Annotated in this window: 14 protein-coding genes and 2 tRNA genes; 12 read left to right on the plus strand and 4 right to left on the minus strand. The window is 66.2% G+C overall.

The window, feature by feature from the left end:
* The first annotated feature begins 9 nt into the window (after positions 1-9).
* The 6 genes from gyrA (at position 10) to QM720_RS05665 (ending at position 4,583) form a co-directional block, all read left to right on the plus strand.
* Positions 10-2,601, plus strand: a complete 2,592-nt coding sequence (gene gyrA, locus QM720_RS05640) for a DNA gyrase subunit A (RefSeq protein WP_415125167.1) — start codon at positions 10-12, stop codon at positions 2,599-2,601.
* Positions 2,598-2,999, plus strand: a complete 402-nt coding sequence (locus QM720_RS05645; RefSeq protein ID WP_415125168.1) for a DUF3566 domain-containing protein — start codon at positions 2,598-2,600, stop codon at positions 2,997-2,999. Before gyrA ends, QM720_RS05645 begins: the two co-directional genes overlap by 4 nt.
* Before the next feature lie 48 nt (positions 3,000-3,047).
* Positions 3,048-3,124 (plus strand) — tRNA-Ile (locus tag QM720_RS05650).
* Between the two features lie 27 nt (positions 3,125-3,151).
* A tRNA-Ala gene (locus tag QM720_RS05655) sits at positions 3,152-3,224 on the plus strand.
* Between the two features lie 20 nt (positions 3,225-3,244).
* Positions 3,245-4,111 carry an endo alpha-1,4 polygalactosaminidase gene (locus tag QM720_RS05660; RefSeq protein ID WP_415125169.1) on the plus strand — a complete coding sequence of 289 codons (867 nt, stop codon included), beginning with the start codon at positions 3,245-3,247 and terminating at the stop codon, positions 4,109-4,111.
* Positions 4,112-4,445: 334 nt separating this feature from the next.
* Positions 4,446-4,583 carry a hypothetical protein gene (locus QM720_RS05665; RefSeq protein WP_415125170.1) on the plus strand — a complete coding sequence of 46 codons (138 nt, stop codon included), beginning with the start codon at positions 4,446-4,448 and terminating at the stop codon, positions 4,581-4,583.
* A gap of 139 nt (positions 4,584-4,722) precedes the next feature.
* Here the strand turns inward: QM720_RS05665 and QM720_RS05670 are convergent, their stop codons facing one another.
* Both QM720_RS05670 and QM720_RS05675 read right to left on the minus strand, forming a co-directional pair.
* On the minus strand, positions 4,723-5,250 hold the full coding sequence (locus tag QM720_RS05670; RefSeq protein WP_415125171.1) for a restriction endonuclease subunit S: 528 nt from the start codon (positions 5,248-5,250) through the stop codon (positions 4,723-4,725).
* 10 nt (positions 5,251-5,260) lie between these two features.
* Positions 5,261-7,099, minus strand: coding sequence for an HsdM family class I SAM-dependent methyltransferase (locus tag QM720_RS05675; RefSeq protein WP_415125172.1), 1,839 nt, complete (start codon positions 7,097-7,099; stop codon positions 5,261-5,263).
* A gap of 390 nt (positions 7,100-7,489) precedes the next feature.
* On the opposite strand from QM720_RS05675, the gene QM720_RS05680 reads away from it, so the two are divergent.
* Together QM720_RS05680 and QM720_RS05685 are read left to right on the plus strand one after the other, a co-directional pair.
* Positions 7,490-8,281, plus strand: a complete 792-nt coding sequence (locus QM720_RS05680) for an isocitrate lyase/PEP mutase family protein (RefSeq protein WP_415125173.1) — start codon at positions 7,490-7,492, stop codon at positions 8,279-8,281.
* Positions 8,282-8,314: 33 nt separating this feature from the next.
* Positions 8,315-8,740: an NUDIX hydrolase gene (locus QM720_RS05685; RefSeq protein WP_415125174.1), complete on the plus strand. Its 426-nt coding sequence runs from the start codon at positions 8,315-8,317 to the stop codon at positions 8,738-8,740.
* 27 nt (positions 8,741-8,767) lie between these two features.
* On the opposite strand, the gene QM720_RS05690 is transcribed toward QM720_RS05685, so the two are convergent.
* Positions 8,768-9,346, minus strand: a complete 579-nt coding sequence (locus QM720_RS05690) for a DNA helicase (protein WP_415125175.1) — start codon at positions 9,344-9,346, stop codon at positions 8,768-8,770.
* 105 nt (positions 9,347-9,451) lie between these two features.
* Between QM720_RS05690 and QM720_RS05695 the strand changes: the two genes are divergently transcribed.
* Complete coding sequence (locus tag QM720_RS05695; protein ID WP_415125176.1) at positions 9,452-10,009, plus strand: peptidylprolyl isomerase; 558 nt, start codon at positions 9,452-9,454, stop codon at positions 10,007-10,009.
* A gap of 29 nt (positions 10,010-10,038) precedes the next feature.
* Positions 10,039-10,896: a rhomboid family intramembrane serine protease gene (locus tag QM720_RS05700; RefSeq protein WP_415125177.1), complete on the plus strand. Its 858-nt coding sequence runs from the start codon at positions 10,039-10,041 to the stop codon at positions 10,894-10,896.
* Positions 10,897-10,991: 95 nt separating this feature from the next.
* Here QM720_RS05700 and QM720_RS05705 read toward each other — a convergent pair whose 3' ends face one another.
* Positions 10,992-11,231, minus strand: coding sequence for a cell division protein CrgA (locus QM720_RS05705; RefSeq protein ID WP_415125178.1), 240 nt, complete (start codon positions 11,229-11,231; stop codon positions 10,992-10,994).
* Positions 11,232-11,285: 54 nt separating this feature from the next.
* Between QM720_RS05705 and QM720_RS05710 the strand changes: the two genes are divergently transcribed.
* Positions 11,286-12,080 (plus strand): class E sortase, encoded by a 795-nt coding sequence (locus QM720_RS05710; protein WP_415125179.1) that lies wholly within the window; start codon positions 11,286-11,288, stop codon positions 12,078-12,080.
* Positions 12,080-12,238: a hypothetical protein gene (locus tag QM720_RS05715; RefSeq protein ID WP_415125180.1), complete on the plus strand. Its 159-nt coding sequence runs from the start codon at positions 12,080-12,082 to the stop codon at positions 12,236-12,238. The genes QM720_RS05710 and QM720_RS05715 overlap by 1 nt, the downstream gene beginning before the upstream one ends.
* The last annotated feature ends 12 nt before the right edge of the window (positions 12,239-12,250 follow it).

Here is a 12,250-nt window from a genome sequence, read left to right on the forward strand (position 1 = left end):
GACTGACACATGAGCGACGACATCATCACCGACGGCGGCATCGAGCAGGTCGACGAACCCAACCACGGCCGCATCGAGCAGGTCGATCTGCAGACCGAGATGCAGCGCAGCTACCTCGACTACGCCATGAGCGTCATCGTCGGGCGCGCGCTGCCCGACGTGCGCGACGGCCTGAAGCCGGTGCACCGCCGCGTGATCTACGGCATGTACGACGGCGGGTACCGTCCCGACAAGAGCTTCAACAAGTGCGCGCGCATCGTCGGCGATGTGATGGGCCAGTTCCACCCGCACGGCGACAGCGCGATCTACGACGCGCTCGTGCGCCTCGTGCAGCCGTGGTCGCTGCGCTATCCGCTGGCCGACGGGCAGGGCAACTTCGGGTCTCCGGGCAACATGGGCGCCGCCGCCCCGCGGTACACCGAGACGAAGATGGCGCAGCTGGCCATGGAGATGGTCCGCGACATCGGCGAGGACACCGTCGATTTCGAGGAGAACTACGACGGCAAGACCCAGGAGCCGACGGTTCTGCCGGCACGGTTCCCGAACCTGCTGGTGAACGGCTCGGTCGGCATCGCGGTCGGCATGGCGACCAACATCCCGCCGCACAACCTGCGCGAGGTCGCTGCCGGTGCGCTGTGGGCGCTGCAGCACCCGGATGCCGACCGCGAAGAGCTGCTGCAGGCGCTCATGGAGCGCATCCCCGGCCCCGACTTCCCGACCGGCGCGCAGATCCTCGGGACGAAGGGCATCAAGGATGCCTACCGCACCGGCCGCGGCTCGATCACGCAGCGGGCGGTCATCGGCGTCGAGGAGATCCAGGGGCGCACGTGCCTCGTGGTCACCGAGCTGCCCTACCAGGTCAACCCCGACAACGTCGCGGCGAAGATCCGCGACCTGGCGCGCGACGGCAAGCTCAGCGGCATCGCCGACATCCGCGACGAGACGAGCGACCGTACCGGCATGCGGCTGGTCATCGTGCTCAAGCGCGATGCCGTCGCGAAGGTCGTGCTGAACAACCTGTACAAGCACACGCAGCTGCAGGAGAACTTCGGCGCCAACATGCTGGCGATCGTCGACGGCGTGCCCCGCACGCTGCCGCTCGACGGGTTCATCTCGCTGTGGCTCGCGCACCAGGTCGAGGTCATCGTCCGGCGCACGCAGTACCGGTTGCGCGAGGCCGAGAAGCGCATGCACATCCTGCGCGGCTACCTCAAGGCGCTCGACGCGCTGGACGAGGTCATCGCGCTGATCCGCCGGTCGCCGACCGCGCAGGAGGCGAACGAGGGCCTGCAGACGCTGCTGGACATCGACGCCGACCAGGCCCAGGCCATCCTTGACCTGCAGCTGCGTCGCCTGGCCGCGATGGAGCGCCAGAAGATCATCGACGAGGCCGCCGAGCTGGAGGTGAAGATCGCCGACTTCAACGCGATCCTCGCCTCGCCCGAGCGCCAGCGCACGATCATCTCCGAGGAGCTCACCGAGATCGTCGACAAGTTCGGCGACGAGCGGCGCACCCACATCCTGCACGGGTTCGACGGCGACATGTCGATGGAAGACCTCATCCCCGAAGAGGAGATGGTCGTCACCGTCACGCGCGACGGCTACATCAAGCGCACGCGCAGCGACAACTACCGTTCGCAGCACCGCGGCGGCAAGGGCGTGAAGGGCGCGCAGCTGCGTGCCGACGACGTGGTCGAGCATTTCTTCGTCACGACGACGCACCATTGGCTGCTGTTTTTCACGACGAAGGGCCGGGTCTACCGGTCGAAGGCGTACGAGGTGCCCGAGGCCGGGCGCGACGCGAAGGGTCAGCACGTCGCGAACCTCCTCGCACTGCAGCCCGGTGAGGAGATCGCGCAGATCCTCGACATCCGCGACTACAAGGTGGCGCAGTACCTCGTGCTCGCGACCCGCGACGGCAAGATCAAGAAGACCTTCCTCAGCGAGTACGACACGAACCGGCAGGGCGGCATCATCGCGATCCGCCTGCGCGGCCAGGAGGAGGAAGAAGGGGGCGACGAGGTCGTCTCGGCGCTGCTCGTCGACGAGACCGACGACATCCTGCTCATCTCCCGTCACGGGATGTCGCTGCGCTTCACCGCGACCGACGAGTCGCTGCGTCCGATGGGCCGGTCGACCGAGGGCGTGAAGGGCATGGCGTTCCGCGAGGACGACACGCTGCTGTCGGCATCCGTCGCGAACGACGACGCGTTCGTGTTCGTCGTGACCGAGGGCGGCTACGCGAAGCGCACCGAGGTCAGCCAGTACCGGCTGCAGGGACGCGGCGGGCTGGGCATCAAGGTGGCCAAGCTCAACGAGGATCGCGGCGACCTCGCGGGTGGTCTGATCGTGGGCGAGGACGACGAGGTCTTGGTGGTTCTTGCCAGCGGCAAGGTGGTACGCTCTGCCGTGGCCGAGGTGCCCGCCAAGGGCCGCGACACCATGGGAGTCGTGTTCGCCCGTCCCGACGACGACGACCGCATCCTCGCGATAGCCCGCAACAGCGAGAGGTCGCTGCGACAGGATCCGGCCGAACCCACAGACGCCGCCGCAGACGAGACCGATCCTGCGAGCCCCGAAGGAAGTGACCCAGACGCATGAGCACGGTAGCCGACAAGCTCGCCAAGAAATCCTCGAGCAAGACCAGCGCGAAGCAGGTGCGCCTGCGCCTCGTGTACGTGGACTTCTGGTCGGCGGTGAAGCTGTCGTTCCTGGCGGCGGTGGCCCTGGCGATCGTGACGATCGTGACGGTGTTCCTCGTCTACATGGTGCTGCAGACGACGGGTCTGATCGGCAAGCTCGACGAGCTGTTCAAGGCGTTCGACGACAACTTCACGCTGAGCACGTACGTCAATCTGCCGCAGGTGATGGCGTTCGGGTCGATCGTCGCGATCCTGAACCTCATCGTCCTCACCGTGCTCGGCGCCGTCGTCGCCGGCATCTACAACCTCATGGTCAAGGTCACCGGCGGCCTGCTCGTCGGCTTCACCTCGAACTGACGCCGATTTCTGGAAACCTCGAGAATCCGGTAAAGTCTTCGAGGTTGCGGGGGTATAGCTCAGGCGGTTAGAGCGCTTCACTGATAATGAAGAGGTCCCAGGTTCAAGTCCTGGTACCCCCACCACAACCTCTCATACACCTTCATAGGTACGGGGCCTTAGCTCAGTTGGTAGAGCGCTTGCTTTGCAAGCAAGATGTCAGGAGTTCGAATCTCCTAGGCTCCACTCGAAGTGCGGAGGGCAGCGTGCCGGTGACACGAGCGACGACGGTCTCCCTCTCCCTGCTCACGCTCGTCGCACTCACGCTCGCCGGCTGCTCGGCGACATCCAGCGCTACGGCGCAGTCTGTCGCCGGGTCCGAGGGGGTCGCACTGCCGCCCACGAGCGGCGTCTTCGACTACCAGCTCGACGGCACATACGACGAAGTGGATGCCGGGTCCGGGCCGGTCGGCATCGATGTCGTCGTGCGCGATGCGGACGCTGAACCGCTCGCGGGCGCGTACAACGTCTGCTACGTCAACGGATTCCAGACGCAGCCCGAGGATGCGGAGTTGTGGCTCGAGCACCCCGACCTCCTGCTCTCGGACGGCGCTGACGGCTTCGCGACCGACCCGGGATGGCCGGGCGAGTACGTCCTCGACCCGTCGACGAACGCCCAGCGCGAGGGCATCCTCGCGATCGTCGCGCCCCTCGTCGCCCAGTGCGCAGACCGCGGATTCGACGCACTCGAGGTCGACAACCTCGACACCTTCGACCGGTTCCCGGCGATCGACCGGGACGGTAGCCTCGCCCTCGCCACCGCGTACGCCCAGCTCGCCCACGAGCACGGCCTGGCGATCGGGCAGAAGAACGCGGCCGAGCTCGCCCAGGTCGCGCACGCAGAACTGGGCTTCGACTTCGCGATCGCCGAGGAGTGCGGTGTGTGGGAGGAGTGCGGCGCCTACGCCGAGGTCTACGGCGACCAGGTGCTGCAGATCGAGTACACCGATCAGCTCGACGCCGAGGCCTTTGCCGGGGTCTGCGCGCTCGCCGACCGGGCTCCGCTGACGATCCTGCGCGACCGGTATCTCGGCGTCCCGGGCGACGCGGACTACGTCTACGACAACTGCTGAGGGCCGACCCGACCGAGGCGCGGGAGGTTTTCGAATCGGGTGGGCACACTGCAGTGCTCGACGATGCGACCGTCCACCACGCCTACCACGTCGCACACGGTGAAGCTCACCGGCAGCCCCGTGGGCGGATCGAGAACGCACCGGTGTTCGTGGCCACCGCCGCCGCGCGAACCCACGCGGTGTCGCCGCTGGCCGCCCAGTCTTCGACCGTGAACACGAAGGAAAGGCGGTGTGCACGAGCGTCATGCCGCCCCTGATCTTCGCGATCGCCTCGGCCCCGATCCCGGCGAGGTGAAGATGGTGCTCCACGACGCGGCGATGGACGAGGACACCGATGCCCCGCGCGATCTTCCGCGCGTGCGCTGCGGGCGGCGTCTATGGCGAGCTCGTCGGGGACTCCGGCTGGAGCCCGGCCCGGTTCGAACGATGGCTCGCCGATACCCTCGTCGCCCAGTTGCCGTCGCGCCCGTGAATCTGACGGCCGAGGGTGGTCGATCGAGGTAGTGGCGGCCGGTGGGGCTGGGCCATTGCAGGATGCCGGGGGCCGATCTGCCGCACGTGCCAGGCGGTGGTGCAGATTCACGTCAGGGCTGGCAGCCTTGCGGCCACCTTCACGTGAGGATCTGGTAACGCTCGTCCGGCAACCCGTCCAGCAGGTCGAGGTGCCTCACACGCGACATCGCATCTTTGATGAACGCGTGGTCGAGCACGCCCTCCTCGGTGACCGGGAGAGCAATCTGAACCTTCTGCAGCCTCGTCTTGGTGAGGCTCAGGTTGTACGTATACGCGACGACGGCTTTCCGAATCGTCGCAACGAGGTAGAGCGCGATGGTGGGCGTCATGACGCCCACCATCTCAGGCTTGGGCTTCAGCAGCCAGATGTTCTGTCCACTCAGAAATCGATGGTGCTGGTAGAACGTTGAACCAGTGCTTCCGTCCAGCGCGAGCGTGATTACTCCGCCGTCGTTTACTTTGCCGTCCCTGGGCTCGCAGTAGCCCGTGACTCCGTTGTTCCGCGCCGTCCTCGAGACAAACGGAAGCGCGTCGACATCGTTGAGTTCCGCGCCCTGAAAGTTGATCTTGTCGTCCTGCAGTGCAGCTGCGATATCGAAGAACTTCACCAGCGGGTACTTGTCCATGTCCTTCACCTCACAGGTACTGATTAGAGAACAAGTACGCGATGTACTCGTTGACCGATTGTTGAAGGTCAGCGTCCGTGACCTCGTAGTCTTCGTCATTGAACAGCGTGTAGACCCATTGGTCCCTATAGTCAACCTCGACGTGGAACGAGAAGTCCGTGTCGGCCCGCTCTCGGTAGGCAGCCAGGAAGTTGGCGTACGCAGCCTCACTCAGGTTGGTGGGGGTGCGAGTTTTCTGATGCTTGATGAGTGCGAAGCCGTCATCAAACTTGGCCATCCAGGTCGAACCGGAGTTTTTGCTTCCCGTCTGGAAGACAAGAACGATCGTCTCGGTTCCCTTCGGGAAGAACAGGTTCTTTGGCATCTCGATCGAGGCAAGCAATCGGTGCTTTGCAAGGATCCGCTGCTTGTAAACATCATTGTCTGAGTGCTTCTTCGTGCGCGATGAAACGGCGTTTACCGGTACGATCGCAACACCGATGCTCCCAGGCAACAGACTGTCCAGCATCAGCTCAACGAAGGAGATCTCCGAGTACGTCGCGTTCGAGTACGGCGGGTTGATGAAACCGACGTTGCACTCGTAGGACGCCAGGTTCCTTCTCGCCGAGAAGCAGTCAGCGTTCTTGAGGTGAGACTGGCCATCCTTGTTCAGGAACATGTTCAGGGCGACGACCGAGTAAACAGAGGCCTCGATTTCAACTCCGTACAGGTTGTTCTTACGGAACGCGTCCTTCTCGCTTGCGGTGTAGTCGTCGGAGAGCGCGATCCGCCTCCACGCCGCCGTTAGGAATCCACCAGTGCCTGCGCAAGGGTCGAGGATCTTGGACGATATGTCAACGTTTGCGATGTCGTTGAACAGGCGGGTCACGTGCGACGGGGTGAGGACGATTCCGAGATCCGAGCCGCCCTTCGTGGAGTACGACAAGAAGACGTTGAAGAAGAGGGAGATCAGATCGAGCTCACTGTCTTCATAGTGCTCGTAGAGAATCCGGTCGACATCAGCAATGAGCTTGTGAAGCGTTCCCTTGGCGTACCGGTCGCGGATCCCCTCCTTCTCGGCGTTGGCGAGAGACAGGATCCTCGGGCGCAGCTCGTCTGTGAGTGTGCGCTTGTCCGAGACGACCGAGCCCTTGATTCGCCGCTCAAGTGTCTGCCAGAGGATCTCAGCGATGTCCTGATTGGAGTTGTACTGCGAGTAAGCGGTCTTGAACAGCGGATCCTCGAGCGCGAACAGAATCGCGCCGAGCACATAGAGGCGGTTGTGCTCGATGATGTTCATCTCGTGGTGCATGAACGCGTTGATGGAGTTGGCGGACTCGAGGAGCCGTGCCTGGCGAGCGGCATCCCCTGTCTTCCCCGGCTCGGCCAGAAGATCGCGGTAGTCGGCAGGTCTCAGAACCTCATGAACGTTGAGGTTTGTAAAGGTGTCGACGCCGAGCTTCCATCCGAAGGTGTCAATGCGCCGTGTGAGGCGGTCGGTGCCCGAGCAAGCGACGGCTATGACGTTGAACCGGTCCTTCAGGAAGCTCGCGTACCACAGCGCTCCGTTGACCGCATACTCGTCAACCCGTTGCCCAAGGTCGTCGTCGAAGATGTGCTTCGCCGTCGATGCCTTGTTCTCGATGACGACAACCAGGTTCGCGGGTCCATCGAAGATCACAAACTCAGGGCGGCCGGCATTGCCGGTCCCGCGCTTTGAAGCCGTCGACAGGAGTTCGTTGATGGACTCGACGTCCGACTTCTCGGCCCACGCGCGGACGTTGGGGTCCACTGGCTCGAACGACGCGTTGATGAAGCCCTTGCTCACCAGTTCGTTGAATACCCACATGTCGGTGGACTTCTCAAGCATTAAGTTCTCCAACTGCGCTCTGGGGTCAACGGCAGCCCGCTGTCGGTCAGCGGGACAACAATAATCGCCACCTACGACCCGCCAAGGTAATGCCCGCGCGCGCCGCTGCCACGCGGTCCAGGAGCGCGAAAAAACCGCATCAGCGGACATGAAGACACTCCCGTGATGAGCAACGAAAACCAGACTCTTCGCTACGGAGCAGAACGCTCCCGCCTCACCCGAGGACACCCGTAAGCGACTTCACTCCCTACCAGCAGAATAGAACAAAACATCGAAAGAAGCAAGAAGATCTACGCATTTATGTTCCATTGTCCGGACGGGTGAAAGTCACCGAGTCGACGGGTGGTTCGCCGCCTTGACGGCTGCGGGCCGCGGGTATAGGACGGGGCTATGAACGAGCGTGTCGAACTCTTTCACGAGATGCATCGCGGCCCCGGGTTCGTCCTTCCGAACGCGTGGGATGCCGGGTCGGCACGACTGCTCGCCGCCGCGGGGTTCGCGGCCATCGCCACCACGAGCGCCGGCATCGCGTGGGCGTGCGGGGTCGCCGACGGTGGCGGCGTGAGCCGCGAGGTGATGCTGTCCCGCATCGCCGAGATCGTGGACGCCGTCGAGGTTCCTGTCACCGCCGACTTGGAAGCCGGCTACGACGACGTCGCCGCGACGGTCGCCGAAGCGGCCCGCGTCGGCGCGGTCGGTGGCAACATCGAGGATTCGGTCGCGGGAGTTCTGCTCGATGCGGATGCCGCCGTGGAGCGGATCGCCCGGGCGCGCGCCGCAGCGCCCCGGGGAACTTTCGTGTTGAACGCCCGCACTGACGCGTACTTCGTCGCCGGGAGCAGCGACCCGTTCACGGAAACCGTGAAGCGCGCACAGCGGTACGTGGATGCCGGGGCGGACTGCATCTTCGTCCCGGGCGTGCGTGACGCGGGCACGATCGGGCGCCTCGTGCGGGAGATCCCGGCGCCACTGAACATCGTCGCGGGCCTGACCGCGCCGGTCATCGACGCGGCGACGCTGATTGCGCTCGGCGTCGCCCGGGTGAGCGTCGGGGGCAGTCTCGCTCGCGTCGCCTACAGCGCGCTCGACCGCGCCGCCAGAGAACTGCGCGAGCATGGCACCCTGTCCCCACTCGACGACGCACTCGGGTACGCCGACCTGCAGCGCGGCTTCACCCGCTGAAGAGCGCGAGCCGGCAGTCGATAGGGTGGCGAGATGGACATGCGCGTCGCCGCCTACGCCGTCATTCTCGATGAGCACGGCAGGATCCTGCTCGCCCACTGGGTCGAGGGCCGGCACAACGCCTGGACGATGCCCGGCGGCGGGCTCGAGGCGGGCGAAGACCCGCAGGACGCCGCGCGCCGCGAGGTGTACGAAGAGACCGGCTACCGGGTCGAGCTCGACGGGCTGCTCGGCATCGACTCGCGCGTCATCCCGGCCGGCCAGCGTCTCAGTGTGGGCGCGACCGAACCGCTGCACACGCTGCGCATCGTCTATCGCGCGCACATCGTCGGCGGCGAGCTACGCCACGAACTGGAGGGGTCCACCGACCGGGCGGAGTGGTTCGCCCTCGATCAGGTGGCGACCCTGAAGCACGTCAAGCTCGTCGACGTCGCACTGGAGCTGGCCGGACTGAACTGACCGGCGGTCACCGTGCGCGTCGCCGGCTCACTCCTCCGGCGCGCGCAGCGGGTCGTCGGCGACCCACAGCTCGTCGTCGGCGCGCAGCGTCTGCCACGCGGCGTAGAGCACGCCCGCGGCCGCCGCGACTCCGAAGATGATCGCGATCACGCCACCGGCGCCGATGCCCTTCTTCGCCGGGGCCGGCGGAGCCGCGACCAGACGGGCCGCGACCTCCTTGCCGTACTTGTCGGCCCGCTTCTGCAGGGCGCCGAGGTCGACACCGCCGAAGGCCCGCCCGGCGGCGAGGTTCTCACGCTTCTCGTTGGCGGCATCCCACACCGACAGCGCCGAGCCGATGACGGCACCGGCGGCCGGCACGAGGCGCTGGTTGTACACCTTGCGCGACGTGGCCACGCCCTGGTTCACGTACGGCGCGGCGTACTTCTCGTACGTCTGCTGCACCGTCGGCACGACCTGCTCGCGGTTGTAGTTGCCGAGCTGGCGGCCGGCCTCGCGGGCGACGTCGCCAGCGTGACCCAGCAGCACCTGCTGCGAGTCCCACAACTCGTTCGCCTGCTTCTGCAGCTTCTGGAGCTCCTTCTTGCGCTTACGGCTGAGGCTCACGGGGCCCTCCCTGATCTGGCGGCTGGTGCGCTGATGCGGACTATCCCCCATCTTGCCAGACCGCGCCGACACCGCCAGGGCCGGACGGATGAGAGAATGCCAAGTATGCCGATTCACACCGCCGTCGCCACCATCCACACGAACCACGGCGACATCGTCGTCAACCTCTTCGGAGACCACGCGCCCCGCACGGTGCAGAACTTCACCGGTCTCGCGGACGGCTCGCAGGCGTGGACGCACCCCGCCACCGGCCAGCCCGGAGAGGGCCCCCTCTACACCGACGTCGTCTTCCACCGCATCATCCCGAACTTCATGATCCAGGGCGGCGACCCGCTCGGCCAGGGCGTGGGCGGCCCCGGCTATAACTTCAACGACGAGATCCACCCCGAACTGAACTTCGGCGTGCCGTACCTGCTCGCCATGGCCAACGCGGGCCTGCGCCGCAACGCCATCACGGGCCAGGCCGAGGGCACCAACGGCTCGCAGTTCTTCATCACGACCGACCCGACGCCATGGCTGAACGGCAAGCACACGATCTTCGGCGAGGTCGCCGACGACGCCTCACGCGCCGTCGTCGACGAGATCTCCGCCGTGCGCACCGGCCCCGGCGACCGCCCGGTCGAGCCCGTCGTCATCGGCTCGATCGACGTCGTCGCGGCCTGACGGGCGTTCGACGACGAGCTCGGGGACCGATGACCGACGATTTCGCGAGCAACCCGGACAACTTCTGCTACCGGCATCCGCAGCGCCAGAGCTTCGTACTCTGCCAGCGATGCCTGCGCACGATCTGCCCGCAGTGCCAGACCGCCATGCCGGTCGGCGTGATCTGCCCCGAGTGCCTGGCCGCGCAGCAGCAGGCGCACGTGGCGACCGTGACCCGGATGCCGCGGCGCCGAGCCCCGGGCCGGGCATCGAGCGCGCTGAGCACGAGGCCGGTCGTCACCTACGCCCTCGTCATCGTCACGAGCGTCTTCTTCCTGATCGGGCTGATCCCCGGCTTCGGCGAGACCGTGCGCGGACTGCTCGCGTTCAGCGCCGAGTGGGCGTACGTGCAGCCGTGGCGGCTGGTGACGGTGACGCTCGTGCATGCGGGCATCTGGCACGTCGCCTTGAACATGCTCGCCCTCTGGGCGCTCGGGCGGAGCCTCGAACCGCTGCTCGGCCGCGGGCGGTTCCTCGCGCTGTACCTCCTCAGCGCGCTGGGCGGGTCGGTCCTGACGGCGCTGCTCGCGCCGACGACGTGGGTGGTCGGCGCGTCCGGCGCCGTGTGGGGTCTGCTCGGCGCGATGTTCGTCATCGGCCGGCACCTCGGCGCCAACGTCACGATGATCGCCGTGCTGCTGGGCCTCAACCTCGTGCTGACGTTCCTGCCCGGGTCGGGCATCGCGTGGCAGGCGCACATCGGCGGCGGCCTCGTCGGCGCGCTCCTCGGCCTCATCTTCGCCCGCACCCGCCGGCGCGATCAGCAGCGACGCCAGGTGTGGCTGCTGATCGCGGTGGGCGCCGGGCTGCTGGTGCTGCTCGGCATCCCGCTGCTCTTGTCCCACTGAACCGGATGCCGGCGATTATCCACAGGTTCATCCACAGTTGGGGATGAATCACACCGGTGTAATTCACACCCGGTGGACAGGCTGTGGAGGACGGATCAGCGCCAGCGCGTCGTCATCAGGAAGCCGATGAAGGCGATGCCGAACCCGATGACGAGGTTCCAGCTGGTGATGCCGGGGATCGGCAGCATCTGGCCGCTCAGGTAGAACACGATCACCCACAGCAGGCCCAGGATCATCAGGCCGAGCATGATGGGCTTGAACCACACCGGGTTGGGAGCGGAATCGCGCTCATGGGGCTCTACGAGCTGCTCGTCATCCTTGCCTGAACGTGCCATGGGAGCGAGTCTACCTGGCAGGCGGCGCACAGCCATGCGTGCGAGAATCGCCGGATGGGGGAAACTGAGGCTTCCGAGCGCGCGGCCGCGCAGACGGCGGTGCCGCACGCGCGCTCGAAACGTCGCGTCTCGGTGGCCGGAGTGATCGGCGAGATCCTCATCACCGTCGGCGTGGTCGCGCTGCTCTACGTCGTGTGGCAGGTGTGGGTCGGCGACATGATCATCGGCGCGCAGAAGAACGCCGAGGCGAGCGCCCTGTCGCAGAGCTGGATCGACGCGGCCCAGGAGCAGGCGCAGGCGCAGTCCCAGACCGGCACGCCGACGCCGGCGCCGACCGACCCCGTCATCCCCGTTGCGGCGCAGCCGGAGCACGGCGCGGTCGTCGGCGTCATGTTCATCCCGCGGTTCGGTGCGAACTGGCAGTTCCAGATCGACGGCGGCGTGACGCGCAAGGACATCCTCGACCAGGGTCACGTCGGGCACTACCCCGACACCGCCATGCCCGGCGAGGTCGGCAACACGGTCTACGCCGCGCACCGCTGGACCTCGGGCGATCCGTTCGGGCCGATCGATCAGCTCGTCATCGGCGACGCCATCGTCATCCAGACGCCGGACGGGTGGTACACGTACCGCTTCCGCACGCTGGAGTACGTGCAGGACACCCAGGTCGACGTGCTGCTGCCGGTGCCGCAGCAGCTCGGCGTGACCGCCGACGCGCGCTACCTCACGCTCACCAGCTGCGCGCCGAAGTACAACATGCTCGAGCGCATCATCGCCTACGCGATCTTCGAGAGCTTCACGCCCGCCGTCGACGGCCCGCCGGCGTCACTGAGCGGAGGGACCACCTGATGTACGCCGCCCTCTGGCGCATCCTGCCCGGGCCCGCGTGGGTGCGGGTGCTCATCCTGCTGGCCCTCGCCGCCGCGATCCTCTACGGCCTGTTCTGGTACGTCTTCCCCTGGGCCGGGCAGTTCGTCAACCCGCAGGAGTCCACGGTCGGTGGCTGAGCCGCTTCCTGT

Source organism: Microbacterium sp., assembly GCF_047602155.1.
In the GTDB taxonomy this organism is placed as follows: Bacteria; Actinomycetota; Actinomycetes; order Actinomycetales; family Microbacteriaceae; genus Microbacterium.